This window comes from Pseudomonas sp. F220, from assembly GCF_057813935.1.
The window spans coordinates 53,085-75,098 of record NZ_JBVASJ010000020.1 but is presented as its reverse complement, the minus strand read 5'-3'; the positions used below and the strand labels follow the sequence as shown (position 1 = coordinate 75,098).

The window sequence follows — 22,014 nt, the reverse complement described above, 5'->3', positions numbered from 1 at the left end:
TAAGCGTTGGTCAGATCAATGGCTGACGAGTAACAGAGTGAGCGCGACTGCCGACAAGACAGGCGCCAAACGCTCAACTCATAAAATGACTGCGCCGATGCTATCAGAGACGCAGACGACCGCCACGACTGCGTGCCGCACCCAAGCCATGGGGTAGCAAGCTGGAACGGGTATGCGCATGACAGATGGCAATCGCCAGGGCGTCCGAGGCATCGATCTGCGGCTTGGTTGTCAGCTTCAACAAGTGCATCACCATCATCTGCACCTGCTCTTTATTCGCCGCACCTGTGCCGACGACCGCCTGCTTGACCTGGGTCGCCGTGTACTCGGCGATTTCCAGGCTTTCTTCGGCTCCGGCGACAATTGCCGCGCCACGGGCCTGACCGAGCTTCAAGGCCGAATCCGCGTTGCGCGCCATAAAGACCTTTTCGATGCCCATGGTCACCGGCCCGTAGGTCTGGATGACTTCACGCACACCGCGATAGACGATTTGCAGCCGCTCGTGCAGTTCGCCGCTGCCGGTGCGTATACAACCCGACGCGACGTACACACAGCCACGCCCGGTATCGCGTACCACGCCATAACCGGTAATGCGCGAACCGGGGTCGATACCAAGAATTAAAGTCATAACGCCTGCGGGTTGAGAGAGGTGTATCGGATACACATGACTGGAGACCGACACCGAACCCTGTAGGAGCAGCCGGTCGACGCTCGATTGCTCGCGATGAACTCGAACGCGCCGCATGTTTTCATGCAGGGGCGCGTTATCGTTGGAGTCCATCGCGAGCAAGCTCGCTCCTACAAGGGGTGTGACGATCAGCCGAGTTGCTCTGCCACCGACTCCGGAATATCCGCGTTGGAGTAGACGTTCTGCACGTCATCCAGGTCTTCCAGCATGTCGAGCAGCTTGAGGACCCTCTCGGCGCCGTCCAGATCCAGTTCGGCACTGGTCGTCGGCAACATGACGATTTCAGCGTCAACCGCCTTGAAACCCGCAGCTTCCAGCGCATGGCTCACGGCATAAAAGCCGGCGAAGGAGGTGAAGACATCGATGGAGCCGTCTTCATTGGTCACGATGTCATCGGCGTCTGCCTCCATAGACGCTTCAATGAGCGAGTCTTCGTCGACGCCCGGGGCGAAGGAGATCTGCCCTTTGCGCTCGAACAGGTAAGCCACCGAACCGTCAGTACCTAGGTTGCCGCCACATTTACTGAACGCATGGCGCACAGCAGCCGCAGTGCGGTTACGGTTGTCGGTCATGCATTCGACCATCACCGCCACGCCACCCGGGCCGTAGCCTTCGTAGGTCAGCTCGACCATGTCGTCAGTGTCAGCCGCACCGGCACCACGGGCAACCGCGCGATCGATGATGTCGCGACTCATGTTCGCGCCAAGCGCCTTGTCCAGCGCCAGACGCAGACGCGGGTTGGACCCCGGATCAGCACCACCCTGCCGGGCAGCGACCGTCAGCTCACGGATCCACTTGGTGAAAATCTTGCCCTTCTTGGCATCCTGACGCTCTTTGCGGTGCTTGATGTTCGCCCACTTGGAATGACCTGCCATAACTTGCTCCAAATTCTCTTTGAAACATTGCCCGCCGCGCCATGACGCGCCAGCCAGCAAATAAAAATCTCGACCCCTCTCAATCTATAAAGAAAGGAAAAGGCGCATCCAGAGGATGCGCCTTTCAGGTCAGCCTTACTCAGCCTTTGGCTGTTCGCGCAAACGAATATGCAGTTCGCGCAATGCCTTGGCATCCACGTGGCCCGGAGCCTGAGTCATAACGCAGGCAGCGCTCTGGGTTTTCGGGAAGGCGATCACTTCACGGATCGACTGGGCGCCGGTCATCAGCATCACCAGACGGTCCAGACCGAAGGCCAGACCACCGTGGGGTGGCGCGCCGTATTTCAGGGCGTCGAGCAGGAAGCCGAATTTCTCTTCCTGTTCAGCTTCGCTGATACCCAGCAGGCGGAATACCGATTGCTGCATTTCCTTGCGGTGGATACGGATCGAACCGCCACCCAGCTCAGTACCGTTGAGCACCATGTCGTAGGCACGGGACAAGGCTGTAGCCGGGTTGGCTTCCAGTTCTTGCGGCGAGCACTTCGGCGCGGTGAACGGGTGGTGCAGCGCAGTGAAGCTGCCGTCATCGCTTTCTTCGAACATCGGGAAGTCGACGACCCACATCGGAGCCCATTCGCAGGTGTGCAGGCTGAAGTCGTTACCGACTTTGATTCGCAGCGCGCCCAGGGCTTCGCTGACGATCTTGGCTTTGTCGGCACCAAAGAACACGATGTCGCCATCGACCGCACCAACGCGATCGAGGATCACATTGAGATTGGCTTCAGGGATGTTCTTGACGATTGGCGACTGCAGGCCCTCGACGCCCTTGGCGCGCTCGTTGACCTTGATGTACGCCAGGCCCTTGGCACCGTAGATGCCGACGAACTTGGTGTAGTCATCGATCTTGCTGCGCGGCATGCTCGCCCCGCCTGGTACGCGCAAGGCAGCAACACGGCATTTCGGATCGTTGGCCGGACCGCTGAAGACTTTGAAATCGACATCTTTGAGCTGATCGGCAACATCCACCAATTCCAGCGGGTTACGCAGGTCCGGCTTGTCGGAACCGTAACGACGCATGGCCTCGTCCCAGGTCATGTGCGGGAACTCGCCGAATTCCAAATCCAGCACTTCCTTGAACAGGTTGCGGATCATGCCTTCGGTGATACCCATGATCTCGGCTTCGTTGAGGAAGCTGGTTTCGATGTCGATCTGGGTGAATTCCGGCTGACGGTCTGCACGCAGGTCTTCGTCGCGGAAGCACTTGGCGATCTGGTAGTAGCGATCGAAACCGGCAACCATCAGCAGTTGCTTGAACAGCTGCGGCGATTGCGGCAAGGCGAAGAAGCTACCGGCGTGAGTACGGCTAGGCACCAGATAGTCACGCGCACCTTCAGGGGTAGCACGGGTCAGGATCGGTGTCTCGACGTCGAGGAAGCCATTTTCGTCCAGGTAACGACGGATGCTGGTGGTCATGCGCGAACGCAAACGCAGTTTCTCGAGCATTTCCGGGCGACGCAGGTCGATGAAGCGATAACGCAGGCGAGTTTCCTCACCCACGTCGGAATATTCATTGAGCGGGAACGGCGGGGTTTCCGCTTCGTTCAGTACTTCCAGCTCATAGCCCAGCACTTCAATAGCGCCCGAAGCCATGTTGGCGTTACCAGCACCCGCCGGACGCAGGCGAACCTTGCCGGTGATCTTGACCACGTATTCGCTGCGCACACGGTCGGCGGCGGCAAAGGTTTCGGCACGATCCGGATCGAACACCACTTGGGCCAGACCTTCACGATCACGGATATCGAGGAAAATCACCCCGCCATGGTCACGACGACGGTGGACCCATCCGCAAAGGGTAATTTCCTGGCCTTCCAGGCTTTCGTTCAGTTGGCCGCAATAATGGCTGCGCATCATGATGGTGTTTTCACTTCTCGTAATTCGAAATTCGATTGGAGGTCTTGCCGCACCACCGCCCTTAAGTAAGACGCCTGATAATGCAAGAGCTCGCGTGGTCGTTCAACTTAGTCAGCTTTGTCGCCGCCAGCCAGATTCTTCTTCGAACCTGTTTTGAAGTCAGTCTCGTACCAGCCGGTACCGCTGAGGCGGAACCCGGGCATGGACAGCATTTTTTTCAGTTCAGGCGCCTGGCAGGCAGGGCAGTCGACCAACGGCTCAGCGCTGATCTTTTGAATGGCTTCCAGTTGATGACCGCAGGAAGCGCATTGATAGTCGTACATCGGCATGGAGTTGTCTCGGCAATCAATTAACTACCGCGCGAGCCCGGGCTACGCAGCAAAGGGCGGGATTATATCCATTAAATCGAGCCTGTGCAGCCGTATGACTGCATCGGTTGGCGTCAGCCCTTATAGGGTTGGCAATGTGACGCCTGCTGCTTAAGCTGCGCGACCACCGCGCCAGACCGCTTGAAGCCATTTCATGCAAACCGCTCCTTGCGTCGCACCCGGGCATCAGCTCGCCCTAGAGTTAAAGCTTCGCCAGCGAGACATGCTCCCTCTTTCAAGCTTCGCACGACGCCCCCCTGACCCGCTCGCTGAAACTCTTCACCCCGCCGAGGAGAACCCAAACGCCCCGCGACAAGTTCGCCCTGCAAGCGCCGCGACTTCCGAAGACCAAGACCGACTTCATTGGCCGTTGAAAAACCTGCGGGCAGCCTAAAAACCTCACATAACTGTCTAGAACAAGCATCTACAAGACAAACGGGCACAACATTTTCCCGGCAGGTGATCAACCGCCACATATCTCGCCAGCGCCTGATTTGAGAAGGTCCCGACTTTGCTGTTAAATAGAGGGTGTGTCGCTGCGGCCTATTTTTCTGACTGCAGTGCATAGGCTGATACCGCGCACGTGTCCAGCGCCTCATATTGTTCAGAAGCGAACCGTTCGCAATCAGCTCTTCCTTGTGATCCGTCTTAACGTGAGTTAATCAAAATGTTGAAAATCGTCCATCTGCTAACGGGCGCTGCAGCCCTGCTGCTGTCCTTTATCCCTAGCCTGCGATCCGAAGCCGTACCTTACCTGCAACAACCCGATGCGCTTTATCTGGCATTTTTCGGCCTGCTCAACCTGACTCTCGCTCCGGTTATTCCTTACTGGAACAAAGGCCCGCGTCATCAGCTGCAAAATCTGGTCAGCGCTCTGCTGGTGCTTGCTGTCGTCCTGCAAATTCTTACTCTGCTCGCACCTCTACCCGTAATTGGTGGCCAACCGGCCATTCTGATCAGCCTTCTGACTGCACTGATCGCCGTTCTCCTGCACCTGGCCATCAGCTTCTATACCTCTTCACCAGCAGCAGCTTCACAAAGCTATGACATGACCAATCGCGATACCGGTACCGTCAAGTGGTTCAACACTTCTAAAGGTTTCGGTTTTATTTCCCGCGACTCCGGTGATGATATTTTTGTGCACTTTCGTGCTATCCGGGGTGAAGGACACCGCGTCCTGGTCGAAGGCCAGCGCGTGGAGTTCTCTGTCATGAACCGTGATAAAGGCCTGCAAGCTGAAGACGTGATCGCTGCTTTGCCGCGTCGCTGATTTCAGCCCCCATCCCTGCAAAAAAGAAAACCGCGATGCAGCCTGGCTGCTCGCGGTTTTTTATTGCCTGCCTGTTGAGGCATTCGAAAGCACTCAATAATGCGGCGGTGGAGCGTCTTCCTCGAAAGACTCGAACTGGCCGGCCATTTCTTCCTGCCGCTTGAGCAGCGCGGCCATCTGCAATTGCAAACGCTCGACCACTCGCTGCTGTGTTGCGAGTACATCGCTCAACTGTTGAATCGTGTCATCCTGAAAAGCCTGCCGACTTTCCAACTCGGTAATTCGCGCCTCAGAGCTCATTCTTCAGCCCTCCAGAAACTGAAAATCATCAGTCAGCACCAACCGCAGCCGCTCGCGAACAACGGCTACCTGCTCTGCACTATAAGGCTTTGCCGGATGTTTGCCCCAGACCGGTGCCGGCCATGCCGCATCTTCACGTTTACGCACAATGACGTGCATGTGCAGTTGGCTGACTACATTGCCCAACGTCGCCACATTCAACTTGTCCGCATCGAACGAGTCCTTGAGCATCTCTGCCAGCGCTGTAGTTTCTTGCCATAACTGCTGTTGATCCGCGACATCTAACTGAAACAGCTCACTGATATCCTCGCGACGCGGCACCAGGATGAACCAGGGGTAATTCGAATCGTTGGACAACAGCAACCGGCACAAGGGGAAGTCCCCGATCGGTAGTGTGTCTTGTTGAAGTCGTGGATCTAAAGCGAACACCGCGCGCACTCCCGCTCAGCTCATCAGTTTTCAGCTTGGCACACCGCTCAATCGGCTGCTCGCCAAGCGACAGAACGGCAGCATACCTGCGATTGACACTCCCTTCACGGCGAACAACTGTCCTTGCGCAAACAGGAACCTCTCCGCCAGCCCAAGAACGCTCCAACCTGGAACATTCCTCTCTTAATCGCACCAATCAAGGATCAGTGGCTGGCTGCGCGTCAAGAAATGACCAACGAAAGCTGGCACGCCACTTTTAACCCGCCCCCTCCTGTATGAATCTCGCACACCTCTAATGAAGTTTTGCACCAAAACCGCACAGTACGTCTACGCTGAGTGCTTCGACCATCCGCCGTTTACTCACTCAGGAGTGTGAACCGGTAACATTTTTGATTGCCGCGCTATTTTCATTGGTTACAACACGAGGAAAATAGCGCCGTCAAGCTCAAACAAAACGATCTTAAAAGCCCGGTTTTATGAGGTTTTTACAGCCCTATCCGAGGAACCAGGAAAAATTCCTACCAGAAAACGTGTTTGTGCACGTTTGTTGCATTCTCACCCACATCGTCTAAAAGGGGCTCGCTGGAAGTGGGTACCTTGAGACAAATAATAATAGTGGCAAGGTCGCCCATGAAGATTTCACCGCCTGGACATAGAAGCTTTTTACCGATGCCCAAGCCTTAGAAGACAGTATTGAAGTTGTCAACCCGGATACAGTAGGGTTGCAGATTTGCGACATCGACCGAGCATTTTGCGACACGGTCGTAAAGAAGCAGAAAGGATAGATACGTAAGTATCGCCAACATTGTCAGCGTGATATAAGTTTGCGCCGACACAAAAAGAAAGAGCCGCCCGGATAATAAAACAGGCGGACGGCAGTACTCTTCTAAAAACCAAAGGAGCAAATCACGATGCGCGTGATGAAGTGGAGCATGATCGCACTGGCTGTTTCAGCAGGCACCTCGCAGTTCGCAATCGCGTCCTCCCAGGACGACGCCAAGGGCTTTATTGAAGACAGTACTCTGGTCGCCAAGACCCGTATGGAGTACATGAACCGCGACTTCAAAAACGGCAACGGTAACGTCCGTAAAGCCAACGGTAACTACACCAGTGGTCCGGACAACAAACTCAGCGGCTATCGCCAGGATACCGGTCTTAGCGAACTGCTCACTTATGGATCCGGCTTCACCCAAGGCACCATCGGTGTCGGTGTAGATGCATTTGCAGCTGGCTCCGTCAAGCTTGATGGTGGTGCTGGTCGCGCTGGTAACGGTTTGTTCGCTAATGACAGCCAGGGCACCCCGGAAAGTACTCAGTCCAGAGCTGGCGGCGCAGTAAAATTCCGCCTGTCCGACACTGTCCTGAAATACGGCAACCAGTTCGTTGCCAGCCCAGTGTTCTCCACCGATGACAGCCGTCTGCTGCCAGAAGTCGCCACCGGCACCTTGATTACCAGCAGAGAAATCAAAGGCCTGGAACTGAGTGCAGGTCGCTTCACTGCTCTGAGCTCCCAAACTGGCATGGGCCATGACAGCATCAACGGCAAGGGCGCCGCTGGCCTGACCAGCGCCAACATCGCTGGCGCAACCTATCAGTTCACTGACAATTTCGTGGGCGGCATCGCGGCTTCCGACATTGAAGACTACTACAAGAAGCAATACGTCAACCTGAACTACACTCTGCCGATCGCAGACACCCAGTCTCTGAACTTCGACTTCAACGGCTACAAAACCAAGGGCGATGGCCAGGAACTGGCTGGTGTCGTCGACAATAAAATCTGGTCCCTGGCAGCTGCCTACACCTTGGGCGCGCACAAGTTCACCATCGCTCACCAACGCGCCACTGGCGATGCTGGCTACGTCTACGGCGTAGAGGGTAACGGTACTATCTTCCTGTCCAACTCCGTCCAGATCTCCGACTTCAACAACAAGGACGAGCGCTCCTGGCAAGCGGCCTATAATCTCAACATGGCCAGCTACGGTGTACCAGGTCTGAGCTTCATGGCCCGTTACGTCAAGGGTAACAATATCGATACCGGCGGTGCTGGCGAAGGCAAGGAACACGAACTCAACTACGAAGCCAAGTACGTCCTGCAAGACGGCGCGGCTAAAGACCTGTCCTTCCGTCTCCGTAGCGCGGTTTACCGTGCCAACGACGCTCTCGGCAACAACGGCAACAACAACGACGTACGTGTCATCGTTGAATACCCGCTGAGCATCTTGTAATTCAGCTGTAATTCGATAGCGTCTTAGAGCTCTGCTCTAACAAAAAACCGCTCACCTGGTTCAGGTGAGCGGTTTTTTTATTACCGTCAAATGACCTCTCAGCAGCATTAGTTGCATAGCAAGCTAACTAACCTGCGCACAATAACGTCAACCGTCCTTGCCTTACCAACGGTCTATACGCAATTCCCCTTTACCGGTACCGAAAGGCGTTTGTGTGGGTAGATTAAAAGGGCGGACAAACAAAAGGGGCCAATCGCCCCTTGAGTTTAAATGCTGATACCTGACCGAACAGCCACGTAATAACAAACTGTGTTACCGCACAGAGAGTGATTCCTGGACCACACGAATCACTCGCTGCGGGAACGGAGCCTCAATACCCGCTGCTTTCAACCTGTCACGGGACAGCTCGTTGAACTTGAACAGCACATCCCAGTAGTCCGCGGTTTTCACCCAGACCCGCAGCGAAACGGTGATTGAGCTCTCGCCCAATGCCGACACTACAGCCACTGGCGCCGGATCGTTCAGCACTCGCTGGTCGTTGGCAAGTTCAAGCAGAACTTCACGGGTCTTCTGCAAATCGGCGTGGTAATCGACACCCACGTCAAACACCACTTTGCGGGTCAGCTGGCGGTTGGTATTGGTGATGATGCCATTGGACAGAATGCCGTTAGGCACGATGACCGTCTTGTTGTCGCCAGTGCGGATCACGGTATGGAAAATCTGAATGCTGTCGACTGTACCCGCAGTGCCCTGGGCTTCGATCCAGTCACCGATCCGGAACGGACGGAACAACAGAATCAGCACGCCGCCAGCGAAGTTCGCCAGGCTGCCCTGCAACGCCAGACCGATGGCCAATGTCGCTGCACCGATAGCCGCCACGAACGAGGTGGTTTCCACACCGATCATCGAGGCTACGCTGACAATCAGCATGACCTTGAGAACGATGTTCGCAAGACTGGTAACAAACCCCTGCAACGCCAGATCGGCATTACGCATGGCCAGCAGTCTGCCAACCTTGTGGGTCAGTTTGTTAATCAGCCACCAACCGATGGCCAATGTGATGACCGCCAACAGCACCCGGCTGCCATATTCCATGATCATCGGAATCCAGGCTTGGGAAGCCTTGACCAGGCTGTCTACTTCCGCATTCAAATCCATCTATCTCTCCTTATTACCGGGTGTCCGGCTCGCAATACGGGTTGGCAGAACGACTGAAATCACTTGGGCTCAATCGTTTCTGCCATTCCATGGGCCTCGGACGCCGATAACGCCAAGAGGTTCCCGGAATACGGGTCAGTCGCGGAAATTGTTGAACTGCAACGGCATGCCGAATTCCTTGGCGCGCAGTGCGGCAATCGCTTCCTGCAAGTCGTCACGCTTCTTGCCGGTAATACGCACTTGCTCACCCTGAATGGCTGCCTGGACCTTGAGCTTGGCGTCCTTGACGTGAGCAACGATCTTCTTCGCCATCTCTTTATCGATCCCTTCCTTGAGGGTCGCTTCCTGCTTCATCAATTTGCCGGAAGCGTAAGCGTCCTTGAGCTCAAGGCACTGCACATCGATCTTGCGCTTGACCAGAGCCAACTTGAGAATTTCGATCATTGCTTCCAACTGAAAGTCAGCTTCAGCGGTCATGTTGACGACCAGATCCTTTTCCTTGAACTCGAAGCTGCCTTTTCCTTTCAAGTCATAGCGGCGGTCGAGCTCCTTGACGGCGTTCTCGACCGCGTTGGTGACTTCGTGTTTGTCCAGTTCGGATACCACGTCGAACGACGGCATGTAATTTCTCCAATATTAAAAGGGCGCAGCTCAATATAGATGAAGCTTGCGGTTAAAATGCGGGCTCATTATAACGGGTCTTTCCTCTCCTTCACTGTGAGCCTCACATGCGGCTGCCAAACAGAGCAAAAAGCTGATGTCGACCACTTGGCACATTCTCGGCGCAGGTAGCCTCGGCTCCTTGTGGGCAACACGCCTGGCACGAGCTGGCTTGCCAGTCAGACTGATTCTGCGCGATCAGGCACGCTTGCAGGCCTACCAGGCGGCAGGCGGGCTCACGCTGGTGGAGCACGGAGAAGCGCGGCGCTATGAGATTCCCGGCGAAACCGTCGACAGTGGCGAACCCATCACCCGACTGCTCGTAGCCTGTAAGGCCTACGACGCTGAAAAAGCCGTCGCGCAACTGTCACCACGCCTGACTCCCGACGCTGAACTGATTCTTTTACAAAACGGCCTGGGCAGTCAGGACGCGGTCGCAGCGCGGGTCCCACAGGCGCGCTGCATCTTTGCTTCCAGCACCGAAGGTGCGTTTCGCGATGGCGATTGGCGTGTGGTATTTGCCGGCCACGGTTATACATGGCTCGGTGATGTCGGCCACCCGACCCCGCCAATCTGGCTGGATGATCTGAGCGCGGGCGGCATCCCTCATGAGTGGAGTGCGGATATCCTCACACGGCTCTGGCGAAAACTGGCGCTCAATTGCGCCATCAACCCGCTGACCGTGCTGCACGACTGCCCTAATGGCGGCTTGCAGCAGCATCACTGCGAGGTCGCCACCCTCTGCGCCGAGCTGACTGAACTACTGGAACGTTGCGGCCAGCCGGCGGCAGCGCAAGATCTGCAACACGAAGTCGAGCGAGTCATTCAGGCGACCGCGGCCAATTTTTCGTCGATGTATCAGGATGTCGCCAACCGCCGCAGGACCGAGATCAGCTACCTGCTGGGTCATGTCTGCAATGTTGCGTCTCGACATCGACTGACCCTGCCCCATCTCAATCAGGTGCAACAGCGATTGATCGAGCACCTGCGCACGCGCGGATTGCCCAGCGACTGAGCAGCGGCTACGCTGCCCACTTGTTCCTCTTCAGCGACGACCCCCGATGCAATTGCGCCAGCGCCTTGAAAACCTGCCGGTCGGCCAGAAACTGCTCGCGGCCCTGCTGGTTCTGCTGACCACCGTGCTACTGGTCGCCAACCTGACATTTATCAGCGCCGCCTACTGGATTTCCCAGGAAAGCATGGCCCCACAGGCCTTGCAAACCATAGGTCGATTGATCTCCAATCCGAGCCTGGCCGCCCAGGCGCTGGACTCGCCACAAAGTGCCGAAAAACTGCTCAATGAGCTCAACAGCTATTCGCCATTACGTGCTGCGGCGTTGTATGACAGCAAAGGCGCGCGCCTGGCGCAGTTGCAACACAGCGAACAGCTCAAACTGCCAGAGCGCTATCGGCATATCGAAGCCTGGCAAGTGACCGAGTTTCGCAGCAATCAGCTGATCACCCTGCCTCGCCCCGGTCAGCCGTCAGGGCATTTGCTGCTGGTGGCCAGCAGCGAACTGCCGATGGCGTTCTACACCGGCACCCTGACGGCCAGTCTGGGGATTCTGATCTTCAGTGTGCTGCTGTGGCTGGTGATCGCCCAGCAGATCAAACGCCTGATCACCCGGCCGATCCACCAACTCGAAGAGCTGTCCCGACAAGTGACCCGTGAGGAGAACTACGCCTTGCGCGCCTCTCGCGGTAATCACGACGAAATCGGTAGCCTCGCCGAAGCCTTCAACACCATGCTTTCGCGGATCGAAGCTCGTGAGCAGCAGCTCAAACGCGCACGAGATGATTCCCAAGCGGCGTATGACCAGGCCCAAGGCCTTGCCGAAGAAACCCGTCACACCAATCGCAAGCTGGAGCTGGAAGTCCAGGTCCGGAGCAAGATCGAGAAGAAGCTCACCGGCTTTCAAAACTACCTCAATAGCATCATCGACTCGATGCCCTCGGCGCTGATCGCGCTGGATGAACAGCTCTACGTGACCCAATGGAATCAGGAAGCCAGCGCCCTTTCCGGAACCCGTCTGGACGAAGCCCTGAATCAGCCGATCTTCCTTGCCTTCGAACCGCTCAAGCCGTTCCTGCCACAACTCAAGGAAACCGTGGAGCAGCACACGGTGGCCAAGATCGAGCGCGTCACCTGGGTCAAGGACGATGAAGCCAAGCATTACGCCCTGACCTTCTATCCGTTGATGGGCGGTGCCGGGCGCGGGGTAGTAATCCGAATCGATGACATCACCCAGCGCCTGTCTCTGGAAGAAATGATGGTGCAATCGGAGAAGATGCTCTCAGTTGGTGGCCTCGCCGCCGGCATGGCCCACGAGATCAACAACCCCTTGGGAGCGATCCTGCACAATGTTCAGAACATTCGTCGCCGTTTGTCGCCAGATTTGCCAAAGAACCTCGAACAAGCCGAGCAGATCGGCATCCCTCTGGAGACTGTCAACCGCTACCTGCAAAGCCGTGAAGTGCCGCAGTTGCTCGATGGCATTCAACAGGCCGGAGCGCGTGCGGCTAAAATTGTGACTCACATGCTCAGCTTCAGCCGCCGCAGCAACCGACAAATGGCTCCCTGCGATCTGCCGGCGTTGATCGACCAGGCTGTGGAAATTGCCAGCAACGACTTTGATCTGGCCATCGGCTTCGACTTCAAGGGCCAAGCCATCGTTCGCCAGTTCGACCCGCAGTTGGGCCCGGTTCCGGGCACCGCCAACGAGCTGGAGCAGGTTCTGCTCAACCTGCTGAAAAACGCCGCCCAGGCCATTCACCAACGTGAGGACGATAGAGAGCCGGGGCGAATCATTCTGCGCACCCGCTTGAATCCGCCTTGGGCGGAAATCCAGGTCGAAGACAATGGCATCGGCATGAGCGAAAACGTGCGTAAACGCACTTTCGAACCGTTTTTCACCACCAAGGAAATCGGTCAGGGCACCGGGCTTGGGTTGTCCGTTTCCTATTTCATCATCACCAACAACCACAAGGGTCAGATGGAAGTACAGTCGACCCTGGGCCAAGGCACCTGCTTCACCTTGCGCCTGCCATTGGCGGGCACCCAGCTCGCCTCTCATGAACTCAGTCAACTGGAGAGGTAAGCATGGGTTTTCGCTTGTCGAAGATTTACACACGCACCGGCGACAAAGGTGAAACCGGCCTTGGCGACGGACGCCGGGTGCCCAAGGATCATCCACGGGTCGAGGCCATGGGCGAAGTCGACACCTTGAACAGTCAGTTGGGGTTGTTATTGGCCGGACTGGCCGAGCAGGTCCGCGAGTGCCCGGGTTTGACCGAGGTGATTGAAGTCCTGATGCCCTGCCAGCACCGATTGTTCGACCTGGGTGGCGAGTTGGCGATGCCGGTGTATCAGGCGCTCAATTCAGCTGAAGTCGAGCGCCTGGAGGCGGCTATCGATCTGTGGAATGAAGAGCTGGGGCCGCTAAAGAATTTCATTCTGCCCGGTGGCTCGGCGTTGATCGCCCAGGCCCATGTGTGCCGTAGCCTGGCCCGCAGTGCCGAACGGCGTTGCCAGCATCTGAATGCTGTCGAACCACTGACCGGGGTTGGCCTGGCATACATCAATCGGCTGTCGGACTTGCTGTTTGTTGCCGCTCGATTGATCGCCAAGCGTCAGGGTATTGCCGAAATCTTGTGGCAGGCGGCGACGAAGCCTCAGGTTTAGTCGGCGCCTGTCAGGCCTCATCGCGAGCAGGCTCGCTCCCACAATGTATTACCGGTGTACACAAAAACTGTATTCACACCTAACCACTGTGGGAGCGAGCCTGCTCGCGATGAGGCCAGTCGCATCACCGCAAATCAAGCCTCAGGCCAAAACGCCCGAATCCCCGCCACACCCTGCGCACCGGTTTCCCAGGCACGCTGGCGTTCGGCCGGGCCGACACCACCGAGCAAAAACACAGGCCTGTTGAAGCTGCTGATTAACTGCCGTGCCTGCTCCCAACCCAACGGCTGCGCATCCGGATGGGTCTGTGTGGGCTGAACCGGCGACAGCGTGACGAAGTCCACACCCATCTGTTCAGCCAAGGCCAACTCCTCGGCATTGTGGCAAGAAGCCGCCAGCCAACGAGACGCAGGTAACGGCCGACCGGCGCTAGCGTATTTACGCAATTGCGCAGCAGTCACATGCCAACCTGCGGACGGGAAATCTCCCAGCCACTCGAACGGGCCCTTGAGCATCAACTGCGCCTTGCCCGCACACAGGCCTGCTGCGTCCACCGCCAGGTCGCGATATTGCGGGTCGTAGCCGTTCGGCGCACGCAACTGAATCAGTTTGATGCCACCGGCGATGGCTTTCTGTATACCTCGCAACAACGCCGGTGTTTCCAGGCCTTCAGGGGTGATCAAGTATTCACCCGGCAACCGGGCTGCCGCGACTATCGGTTGGTTGGCAGCCGGAAACTCATAGTCCGCCAACTCCCGAGCAGTCACCCAGGCCAAAGGTTGCCCTTCGGCACCGTGGGGTTCGCCGGTAAAGGCCGAAACTTCCCAGACATCCAGCAACACCTGCTTGTCCGGGTAGTCATGCTGCACGTTGATCAACGGCCGAGCCGCACTGACCACAATGCCCAACTCTTCCTGCAGCTCACGGGCAAGTGCGGCCTCCACCGCTTCGTCTGCCTCGACCTTGCCACCGGGAAACTCCCAAAGGCCGCCCTGATGTTGCGTGTCGGCACGCCGGGCTATGAGGATCTTGCCGTTGCTATCACGGATAACGGCCGCAGCCACATGTACTCGTTTCACCGCACTATTTCCTCTAAACCGGCCTTCTGCCAAGCCTTGAAGGCTGGCCATTGGTAAATCGTTTCAACATACGCCGCGTCGACCGCTGGCAACGCCACCTGATAGGTGCGCAAACGCACGGCAATCGGTGCGAAGAAGGCGTCCGCAAGGCTGACAGGTCCAAACAGGAAAGGCCCTGGCTCGGTGGCGGCCGCTCGGCATTCAGCCCACAGCGCCAGCATGCGTTCGATGTCAGCCTGCGCTTCAGGCGGCATCGGCGACAGCGGTGCATCACGGCTCAGGTCGAACGGCATGTTGCCGCGCATCCCGAAGAAGCCGCTGTGCATTTGCGCGCAAGCGGAACGCGCCTGGGCACGGGCGGCGATGTCGCGCGGCCACAAATCAACCTCAGGGAAACGCTCGACCAGGTATTCGGCAATCGCCAACGAATCGGCAATGGTGCCGTGCTCGGTCTTCAGTAGAGGGACTTTGCCGGTCGGCGAATGTTTGAGGACCAACTGATGGGTGTCCGGCTGGTTCAGTTTGATCAGTTCTTCGGTGTAAGTAGCGCCGGCCAGCTCCAGCGCCAAGGCGCCGCGCAAGGACCAGGAGGAATAGAGTTTGTCGCCAATGATCAGGTGGAAGCGCATGTTCGGGCACCTTTTGGTAAGAGGAACGGGCCAGAATCTTTAGTGTCTGGAGGGCCGTCATCGCGAGCAAGCTCGCCCCCACATTGGATCCTGCCGTACACAAATACTGTACTCACTGAAGATCTACTGTGGGAGCGGGCTTGCTCGCGAATGGGGCGACTCGGTCTGGATCGTGGTTACGTACGGTATTCGGCGTTGATCTTCACATATTCGTGGGACAGGTCAGTGGTCCAGATCGTTTCACTGCAATCACCACGACCCAGTTCGATACGAATAGTGATCTCGTCCTGCTGCATCACCGCCGCGCCTTGCGCTTCGGTGTAAGTCGCTGCACGAGCACCACGGCTGGCAATGCAGACTGAGCCGAGGAACACGTCAATCTTGCTCACGTCCAGATCCGGTACGCCGGCACGACCGACGGCGGCGAGAATACGGCCCCAGTTCGGATCGGAGGCGAACAATGCCGTCTTGATCAGCGGCGAGTGGGCCACGGTGTAACCGACGTCCAGGCATTCCTGATGATTACCACCGCCGTTTACCTCAACAGTGACGAACTTGGTCGCGCCCTCGCCGTCACGGACGATGGCCTGGGCCACTTCCATGCAGACTTCGAACACTGCCTGCTTCAGTGCGGCGAACAGCGGACCACCGGCGGAGGTAATTTGCGGCAGATCAGCTTTGCCGGTGGCAATCAGCATGCAGCAATCGTTGGTCGAGGTATCACCATCAATGGTGATGCGGTTGAACGACTTGTTGGCGCCGTCCAGGAGCAGGTTCTGCAGCACGTCGCGAGAGACTTTAGCGTCGGTGGCGATGTAACCGAGCATGGTTGCCATGTTCGGGCGGATCATCCCTGCGCCTTTGCTGATACCGGTGACAGTGACAGTCACGCCGTCGTGCTGAAACTGCCGGCTCGCACCCTTTGGCAAGGTGTCGGTGGTCATGATGCCGGTGGCGGCTTCGGCCCAGTTGTTCTCGGACAAGTCGTCGAGGGCAGCCTGCAAGGCGCCTTCGATCTTCTCGACCGGCAGCGGCTCGCCAATCACGCCAGTGGAATACGGCAGCACCAGGCTGGCGTCGACACCGGTCAATTCAGCCAGTTTGGCGCAGGTGCGCTCAGCGGCGGCCAGGCCTGGTTCACCTGTACCGGCGTTGGCATTGCCGGTATTGGTCAGCAAGTAACGCACCGGGCCTTGCACGCGTTGCTTGGCCAGGATCACCGGAGCTGCGCAAAAAGCGTTCAGGGTGAACACGCCCGCAACCGTGGAGCCTTCAGCACAGCGCATGACCACGACATCCTTGCGCCCCGGGCGCTTGATGCCAGCCGAGGCAATACCGAGTTCAAAACCGGCAACCGGGTGCAACGTTGGCAAAGGACCAAGACCAACAGCCATGAATGCGCTCCTCTTAAGGTGATGTCAGCACTGTCGCCGCGTTGGACAGTGTTTCAAATGGAAAAACGCCGCGACGGCTGATGCCGGTCGCGGCGCGGGTATTTCAGTGTCTGGCGAAAATCTTAGTTGATTTGGCCATGACAATGTTTGAACTTCTTGCCCGAACCGCAGTAGCACAGTTCGTTACGACCCAGCTTCTGCTCACTGCGAACCGGCGCAGCGGCAAGCGCGACATCAAGATCGATGCCCTCGTCCAAAGCTTCCGGATGCTCCAGACCTGGCGCTTCGGCGTGTTCGAACTGCATGCGTTGAGCCAGGGACTCGGCTTCCTGACGCAAGCGAGCTTCTTCTTCGATTGGATCTTCGCGGCGAACCTGAACGTGGGACAGCACACGGATCGAGTCGCGCTTGATCGAATCCAGCAGCTCGGAGAACAAGGTGAAGGACTCGCGCTTGTATTCCTGCTTCGGGTTCTTCTGCGCATAGCCGCGCAAGTGGATGCCGTGGCGCAGGTGATCCATGGTCGACAGGTGGTCTTTCCACAGGTCATCCAGCACGCGCAGAACGATTTGTTTCTCGAAGGTGCGCAGTGCTTCGGCACTCGCTTGCTCTTCTTTCTCGTTGTAGGCGGCCAGCAACTCGGTCATCAACTTCTCGCGAAGGGTTTCTTCGTAGAGGTGATCGTCTTCGTCAAGCCATTGCTGGATCGGCAGTTCCACACCGAAGTCGCTCAGCAGAGCGGCTTCCAGACCTGCCACATCCCACTGTTCAGGCAGCGACTGCGGCGGAATGTGCGCACTGACGGTGGCGTTGAGTACGTCCTGACGGAAGTCGGCGATGGTTTCACCGATGTTGTCGGCGGCCAACAAACTGTTACGCATGTGATAGATCACTTTACGTTGTTCGTTGTTGACGTCATCGAACTCGAGCAGCTGCTTACGAATGTCGAAGTTACGACCTTCGACCTTGCGCTGAGCCTTTTCGATAGCGTTGGTCACCATGCGGTGCTCGATCGCTTCGCCGGACTGCATGCCCAGGGCTTTCATGAAGTTCTTCACCCGGTCAGAGGCGAAGATGCGCATCAGGCTGTCTTCAAGCGACAGGTAGAAACGGCTGGAACCGGCGTCACCCTGACGACCGGCACGACCACGCAACTGGTTGTCGATACGGCGCGATTCATGACGCTCGGAAGCGATGACCTGCAAGCCGCCCGATTCGAGCACTTGCTGGTGGCGTTTCTGCCAGTCGGCCTTGATCTGCGCGATTTGCTCAGGGGTCGGGTCTTCCAGTGAAGCCACTTCCACTTCCCAGTTGCCGCCCAACAGGATGTCAGTACCACGACCGGCCATGTTGGTAGCAATGGTCAGCGCGCCCGGGCGACCGGCCTGGGCGATGATTTCTGCTTCTTTTTCGTGGAACTTGGCGTTCAGAACCTTGTGTTCGATGCCTTCCTTCTGGAGCAGATTGGACATGTGCTCGGAGGTTTCAATGGTCGCAGTACCCACCAGCACCGGACGGCCCTGGGTCATGCATTCCTTGATGTCGGCAACGATAGCGGCGTATTTCTCTTCCGCAGTGAGGAACACCAGGTCGTTGTAGTCTTTACGCGCCAGCGGTTTGTTCGGTGGAATGACCATCACCGCCAGACCGTAGATCTGGTGGAATTCGAACGCTTCGGTGTCGGCCGTACCGGTCATGCCGGACAGTTTGTTGTACAGACGGAAATAGTTCTGGAAGGTGGTCGACGCCAAGGTCTGGCTTTCGGCCTGAATGTTCAGCTCTTCTTTGGCTTCGATGGCCTGGTGCAGGCCTTCGGACAGACGACGACCGGGCATGGTACGGCCGGTGTGTTCGTCGACCAGAATGACCTGACCGTCCTGAACGATATATTCGATGTTGCGATGGAACAGTTTATGCGCGCGCAGACCGGAATAAACGTGGGTCAGCAGGCCCAGGTTGTGTGCCGAGTACAGGCTCTCACCTTCAGCCAGCAGGCCAACGCGGGTCAGCATTTCTTCGATGAACTGGTGACCGGCTTCGTTCAGCTCGACCTGACGGGTCTTCTCGTCGACGGTGTAGTGACCAGCTTTGGTGACTTCGCCTTCCACTTCTTCAACGTGCAGTTCAAGCTGCGGGATCAGTTTGTTGATCTCGATGTATAGCTTGGAGCTGTCTTCGGCCTGACCGGAAATGATCAGTGGGGTACGGGCTTCGTCGATCAGGATCGAGTCGACTTCGTCGATTACGGCAAAATTGAGCTCACGCTGGAATTTTTCTTCCATGCTGAAAGCCATGTTGTCGCGCAGGTAATCGAAACCGAATTCGTTGTTGGTGCCGTAGGTGATGTCGGCGGCATAGGCAGCACGCTTCTCTTCCGGCGGCTGGAACGGCGTAACCACACCGACTGTCATGCCGAGGAATTCGTAGAGCGGACGCATCCAGTTGGCGTCACGACGAGCCAGGTAGTCGTTCACGGTTACAACGTGCACGCCCTTGCCGGACAGCGCGTTCAGGTAAACGCCGAGCGTCGCCACCAGGGTCTTGCCTTCACCGGTACGCATTTCTGCGATCTGGCCTTCATGCAAGGTCATGCCGCCGATCAATTGCACGTCGAAGTGGCGCATGCCCATGACACGCTTACCGGCTTCACGGGCAACCGCAAAGGCTTCAGGGAGGAGCTTGTCGAGGGTCTCACCTTTGGCTATGCGGGCCTTGAACTCTTCGGTCTTGGCGCGCAATTGCTCGTCCGAAAGGGCCACCATTTGCTCTTCGAAGGCATTGACGACCTGTACCGTCTTGAGCATGCGTTTGACTTCGCGCTCGTTCTTGCTTCCAAAAAGTTTCTTTAACAAAGGCGCAAACATATCGACAGGTTCTTCCACACATAGGGATGGAGGGCGGCCCCGTGAGTCGCCCGTGCAGCCCTTATGGCCGCATGCGAACGAGCATTCTACCCGGAAACGATTGTGAGGAAAGTGGCGTTATTCCACGATGCTGGCACAGCGCTGTGACGGGGCTCATTTAAAATAAGGGCTTTTTGCTGAACTTCAACCCATTCTCGGCAGAAGTTACTCGTTGATTTAATGGGTAAACCCGCTGTAAAGCAATGGGGAGCAAGCGCGTCCGGTGCTTTCTGCTACCATGGCGGCTCTGTTACTTCAGGTGTCTGATCATGGCATTTCGCCCTCTTACGGCCAGAGCACCCGCCGTCCTGCTTCGCGAAGCCAAGCCTTTAAAAGCCATATTCAGCCACGCTCAACGCCTGGCCCATTTACAGCGTTTGCTTGAAAGCCAACTGCAACCCGCCGCCCGTGAACATTGCCACGTGGCTTCCTGGCGTGAAGGCAGTTTGCTGTTGATTGTCACCGACGGTCATTGGGCGACCCGGCTGCGCTATCAACAAAAACGTCTGCAGCGTCAGTTGCAGGTGTTCGATGAATTCAACAGCCTGACGCGCATTCTGTTCAAAGTTCAGCCTCCCACTGTGCAACAAGGCGCAGTCGGCCACACCATGGACCTGTCGACAAACGCCGCCGAGACCATTCAGGCCACCGCCGACGGCATCAGCGACCCCAACCTGCGCGCCGCTCTGGAGCGTCTGGCCAGCCACGCCAAACCCCGGCCCCTGTAGGAGCGAGCTTGCTCGCGATGGACGTTAACGATAACGCGTGTTTTCTGAATAGACGCGCCGCCCTTGAATCCATCGCGAGCAAGCTCGCTCCTACAGGGTACACACCTAGCGGCGTTTGCTGCCGCCCAACAACGACCCCATCAAACCGCGGACCAATTGTCGGCCCAGCTGATTGGCTGCCTGACGCATGGCTGACTTCAACGCCTGCCCGGCCGCCGTGCCGAGAAACTCACCGGCTTTGTCAGTGAAGCTCGGCTCTTCGGCCACCGATTTACCCGGTGCGGCTTCAATTTCTGGCGCCAGCCCTTTACGGCTCATCAGCACTTCATAGGCCGATTCACGATCGATCGGTTTGTCATAACGTCCGACCAACGGTGAGCTGGCAATCAGGGCTGCACGCTCGACGTCGCTCAGTGGCCCGATTCGAGATTGCGGCGGTGCCACCAAAACACGCTGGACCATCGCTGGCGTGCCCTTGTCCTGCAAAGTGCCGACCAGGGCCTCACCAATACCCAGTTCCGTCAGCACCGCCAACGCATCGAACGCCGGGTTCGGACGGAAACCATCGGCCACCGCCCGCAAGGATTTCTGTTCTTTGGCAGTGAACGCCCGTAACCCATGCTGAACGCGTAAGCCCAACTGCGCCAGCACGTCATCCGGCAAGTCGCCCGGTGACTGGGTGACGAAATACACGCCGACACCTTTGGAGCGGATCAAGCGTACGACCTGCTCCAAGCGATCCTGTAAGGCCTTGGGCGTACCGGAGAACAACAAATGAGCTTCATCGAAGAACAGCGCCAGCAGCGGTTTTTCCGCATCGCCGCGCTCCGGCAGTTGCTCGAACAATTCGGCCAGCAACCACAGCAGGAAGGTCGCGTAGACCTTGGGGGCCTCGTGCACCAGACGGCTGGCGTCGAGCAGGTGAATGCGCCCGCGGCCGTCACTGGCAGGCGCAAGAATGTCTTGCAGTTGCAACGCCGGTTCACCGAACAAGGCTTCAGCGCCCTGCTGCTCCAGCGTCGCCAAACGCCGCAACAGCGCCTGGCTGGAGCCGGTGGTCATCAGCGCCGCATCGTCGCCCAGCGACTCGGGGTTGTCCCGGAGGTGGTTGAGCAGCGCTTTTAGGTCTTTGAGGTCCAATAGCAACAGACCTTCACGGTCAGCCACCTTGAACGCGGCATATAGCGCGGACTGCTGGCTGTCGGTGAGTTCCAGCAGACTGCCCAACAGCAATGGCCCCATATCGCTCAATGTGGTGCGCAAGGGATGGCCAGACTGACCATGAATGTCCCACAGAGTGACGGGATAGGCCTGAGGTTTGTAATCGAGCCAAGGCATCCCGGCGATCCGCTCGGCCACTTTGCCCTGAGGATTACCGGCGGCACCCAAGCCGCACAAATCACCTTTGATGTCAGCAGCAAACACCGCAACGCCGGCATCACTGAAGGCTTCGGCCATGCGTTGCAGGGTGACGGTTTTCCCCGTACCGGTAGCCCCGGCCACCAGCCCGTGACGGTTCGCCAGGCGCATGGCCTGGGCAATCGGTTGTCCCTCAAGGTCAGCACCGATAACGAGTTGCGATGAGTCAGGCATTTTGTCACCCATGGTTAATCTTTAGCCCTGCACAGTCGATATAGAAAGTGAGAGACCAGAAAAGATTGAAATCCAGGTTGGATAATTCCCTTAAGGAGAGGTGGAAATATCAGCCTACTTTC

19 protein-coding genes are annotated in these 22,014 nt (G+C 57.4%); 6 read left to right on the top strand and 13 right to left on the bottom strand.

Annotated features, from left to right (window positions below):
• Positions 1–103: 103 nt before the first annotated feature.
• From ruvC to ACZYSM_RS17945, 4 genes are all read right to left on the bottom strand, one after another.
• Complete coding sequence (ruvC, locus tag ACZYSM_RS17960; RefSeq protein ID WP_489073078.1) at positions 104–628, bottom strand: crossover junction endodeoxyribonuclease RuvC; 525 nt, start codon at positions 626–628, stop codon at positions 104–106.
• Positions 629–816: 188 nt separating this feature from the next.
• Positions 817–1,563 (bottom strand): YebC/PmpR family DNA-binding transcriptional regulator, encoded by a 747-nt coding sequence (locus tag ACZYSM_RS17955; protein ID WP_489073076.1) that lies wholly within the window; start codon positions 1,561–1,563, stop codon positions 817–819.
• Positions 1,564–1,698: 135 nt separating this feature from the next.
• Positions 1,699–3,474, bottom strand: a complete 1,776-nt coding sequence (gene aspS, locus ACZYSM_RS17950) for an aspartate--tRNA ligase (protein ID WP_489073074.1) — start codon at positions 3,472–3,474, stop codon at positions 1,699–1,701.
• A 107-nt stretch (positions 3,475–3,581) separates the two neighbouring features.
• Positions 3,582–3,803 carry an FmdB family zinc ribbon protein gene (locus ACZYSM_RS17945; RefSeq protein WP_307331943.1) on the bottom strand — a complete coding sequence of 74 codons (222 nt, stop codon included), beginning with the start codon at positions 3,801–3,803 and terminating at the stop codon, positions 3,582–3,584.
• A gap of 706 nt (positions 3,804–4,509) precedes the next feature.
• On the opposite strand from ACZYSM_RS17945, the gene ACZYSM_RS17940 reads away from it, so the two are divergent.
• Positions 4,510–5,112 (top strand): cold-shock protein, encoded by a 603-nt coding sequence (locus tag ACZYSM_RS17940; RefSeq protein WP_489073071.1) that lies wholly within the window; start codon positions 4,510–4,512, stop codon positions 5,110–5,112.
• Positions 5,113–5,205: 93 nt separating this feature from the next.
• Here the strand turns inward: ACZYSM_RS17940 and ACZYSM_RS17935 are convergent, their stop codons facing one another.
• Together ACZYSM_RS17935 and ACZYSM_RS17930 are read right to left on the bottom strand one after the other, a co-directional pair.
• The gene (locus ACZYSM_RS17935; protein ID WP_489073069.1) at positions 5,206–5,412 is read right to left on the bottom strand and encodes a SlyX family protein; all 207 of its coding nucleotides are present in this window, start codon (positions 5,410–5,412) and stop codon (positions 5,206–5,208) included.
• Between the two features lie 3 nt (positions 5,413–5,415).
• Entirely contained in the window at positions 5,416–5,841 is a 426-nt protein-coding gene (locus ACZYSM_RS17930) for an HIT domain-containing protein (protein ID WP_489073067.1), read from the bottom strand.
• A gap of 911 nt (positions 5,842–6,752) precedes the next feature.
• Between ACZYSM_RS17930 and ACZYSM_RS17925 the strand changes: the two genes are divergently transcribed.
• A complete protein-coding gene (locus ACZYSM_RS17925; RefSeq protein ID WP_489073065.1) occupies positions 6,753–8,066 on the top strand; it encodes an OprD family porin in 1,314 nt (437 codons plus the stop codon).
• Positions 8,067–8,378: 312 nt separating this feature from the next.
• Here the strand turns inward: ACZYSM_RS17925 and ACZYSM_RS17920 are convergent, their stop codons facing one another.
• Together ACZYSM_RS17920 and ACZYSM_RS17915 are read right to left on the bottom strand one after the other, a co-directional pair.
• A complete protein-coding gene (locus tag ACZYSM_RS17920) occupies positions 8,379–9,224 on the bottom strand; it encodes a mechanosensitive ion channel family protein (RefSeq protein WP_489073063.1) in 846 nt (281 codons plus the stop codon).
• Between the two features lie 135 nt (positions 9,225–9,359).
• Positions 9,360–9,845, bottom strand: coding sequence for a YajQ family cyclic di-GMP-binding protein (locus tag ACZYSM_RS17915; protein ID WP_489073061.1), 486 nt, complete (start codon positions 9,843–9,845; stop codon positions 9,360–9,362).
• Between the two features lie 136 nt (positions 9,846–9,981).
• Here ACZYSM_RS17915 and ACZYSM_RS17910 point away from each other — a divergent pair, with 136 nt between their 5' ends.
• From ACZYSM_RS17910 to ACZYSM_RS17900, 3 genes are read left to right on the top strand one after another with little or no spacing between them, the layout of a single operon-like run.
• Positions 9,982–10,899, top strand: coding sequence for a putative 2-dehydropantoate 2-reductase (locus ACZYSM_RS17910; protein ID WP_489073060.1), 918 nt, complete (start codon positions 9,982–9,984; stop codon positions 10,897–10,899).
• A gap of 46 nt (positions 10,900–10,945) precedes the next feature.
• Positions 10,946–12,982 carry a sensor histidine kinase gene (locus ACZYSM_RS17905; protein ID WP_489073058.1) on the top strand — a complete coding sequence of 679 codons (2,037 nt, stop codon included), beginning with the start codon at positions 10,946–10,948 and terminating at the stop codon, positions 12,980–12,982.
• 2 nt (positions 12,983–12,984) lie between these two features.
• Positions 12,985–13,566: a cob(I)yrinic acid a,c-diamide adenosyltransferase gene (locus ACZYSM_RS17900; protein ID WP_489073056.1), complete on the top strand. Its 582-nt coding sequence runs from the start codon at positions 12,985–12,987 to the stop codon at positions 13,564–13,566.
• 134 nt (positions 13,567–13,700) lie between these two features.
• On the opposite strand, the gene ACZYSM_RS17895 is transcribed toward ACZYSM_RS17900, so the two are convergent.
• From ACZYSM_RS17895 to secA, 4 genes are all read right to left on the bottom strand, one after another.
• Entirely contained in the window at positions 13,701–14,645 is a 945-nt protein-coding gene (locus ACZYSM_RS17895) for a Nudix family hydrolase (RefSeq protein ID WP_489073054.1), read from the bottom strand.
• Positions 14,642–15,274 (bottom strand): glutathione S-transferase family protein, encoded by a 633-nt coding sequence (locus ACZYSM_RS17890; RefSeq protein ID WP_489073052.1) that lies wholly within the window; start codon positions 15,272–15,274, stop codon positions 14,642–14,644. The genes ACZYSM_RS17895 and ACZYSM_RS17890 overlap by 4 nt, the downstream gene beginning before the upstream one ends.
• A gap of 176 nt (positions 15,275–15,450) precedes the next feature.
• Positions 15,451–16,668, bottom strand: coding sequence for a bifunctional glutamate N-acetyltransferase/amino-acid acetyltransferase ArgJ (argJ, locus tag ACZYSM_RS17885; protein WP_489073050.1), 1,218 nt, complete (start codon positions 16,666–16,668; stop codon positions 15,451–15,453).
• 122 nt (positions 16,669–16,790) lie between these two features.
• Positions 16,791–19,532 carry a preprotein translocase subunit SecA gene (gene secA / locus ACZYSM_RS17880; RefSeq protein ID WP_489073048.1) on the bottom strand — a complete coding sequence of 914 codons (2,742 nt, stop codon included), beginning with the start codon at positions 19,530–19,532 and terminating at the stop codon, positions 16,791–16,793.
• Positions 19,533–19,840: 308 nt separating this feature from the next.
• Here secA and ACZYSM_RS17875 point away from each other — a divergent pair, with 308 nt between their 5' ends.
• A complete protein-coding gene (locus ACZYSM_RS17875) occupies positions 19,841–20,299 on the top strand; it encodes a DUF721 domain-containing protein (protein ID WP_489073046.1) in 459 nt (152 codons plus the stop codon).
• A gap of 105 nt (positions 20,300–20,404) precedes the next feature.
• On the opposite strand, the gene ACZYSM_RS17870 is transcribed toward ACZYSM_RS17875, so the two are convergent.
• Positions 20,405–21,892, bottom strand: coding sequence for a helicase HerA-like domain-containing protein (locus ACZYSM_RS17870; RefSeq protein ID WP_489073123.1), 1,488 nt, complete (start codon positions 21,890–21,892; stop codon positions 20,405–20,407).
• Between the last annotated feature and the right edge of the window lie 122 nt (positions 21,893–22,014).

Coding starts and splice junctions, on each gene's coding strand:
- ruvC (WP_489073078.1), bottom strand. CDS start 628: ATGACTTTAATTCTTGGTATCGACCCCGGTTCGCGCATTACCGGTTAT.
- ACZYSM_RS17955 (WP_489073076.1), bottom strand. CDS start 1,563: ATGGCAGGTCATTCCAAGTGGGCGAACATCAAGCACCGCAAAGAGCGT.
- aspS (WP_489073074.1), bottom strand. CDS start 3,474: ATGATGCGCAGCCATTATTGCGGCCAACTGAACGAAAGCCTGGAAGGC.
- ACZYSM_RS17945 (WP_307331943.1), bottom strand. CDS start 3,803: ATGCCGATGTACGACTATCAATGCGCTTCCTGCGGTCATCAACTGGAA.
- ACZYSM_RS17940 (WP_489073071.1), top strand. CDS start 4,510: ATGTTGAAAATCGTCCATCTGCTAACGGGCGCTGCAGCCCTGCTGCTG.
- ACZYSM_RS17935 (WP_489073069.1), bottom strand. CDS start 5,412: ATGAGCTCTGAGGCGCGAATTACCGAGTTGGAAAGTCGGCAGGCTTTT.
- ACZYSM_RS17925 (WP_489073065.1), top strand. CDS start 6,753: ATGCGCGTGATGAAGTGGAGCATGATCGCACTGGCTGTTTCAGCAGGC.
- ACZYSM_RS17920 (WP_489073063.1), bottom strand. CDS start 9,224: ATGGATTTGAATGCGGAAGTAGACAGCCTGGTCAAGGCTTCCCAAGCC.
- ACZYSM_RS17915 (WP_489073061.1), bottom strand. CDS start 9,845: ATGCCGTCGTTCGACGTGGTATCCGAACTGGACAAACACGAAGTCACC.
- ACZYSM_RS17910 (WP_489073060.1), top strand. CDS start 9,982: ATGTCGACCACTTGGCACATTCTCGGCGCAGGTAGCCTCGGCTCCTTG.
- ACZYSM_RS17905 (WP_489073058.1), top strand. CDS start 10,946: ATGCAATTGCGCCAGCGCCTTGAAAACCTGCCGGTCGGCCAGAAACTG.
- ACZYSM_RS17900 (WP_489073056.1), top strand. CDS start 12,985: ATGGGTTTTCGCTTGTCGAAGATTTACACACGCACCGGCGACAAAGGT.
- ACZYSM_RS17890 (WP_489073052.1), bottom strand. CDS start 15,274: ATGCGCTTCCACCTGATCATTGGCGACAAACTCTATTCCTCCTGGTCC.
- argJ (WP_489073050.1), bottom strand. CDS start 16,668: ATGGCTGTTGGTCTTGGTCCTTTGCCAACGTTGCACCCGGTTGCCGGT.
- secA (WP_489073048.1), bottom strand. CDS start 19,532: ATGTTTGCGCCTTTGTTAAAGAAACTTTTTGGAAGCAAGAACGAGCGC.
- ACZYSM_RS17875 (WP_489073046.1), top strand. CDS start 19,841: ATGGCATTTCGCCCTCTTACGGCCAGAGCACCCGCCGTCCTGCTTCGC.
- ACZYSM_RS17870 (WP_489073123.1), bottom strand. CDS start 21,892: ATGCCTGACTCATCGCAACTCGTTATCGGTGCTGACCTTGAGGGACAA.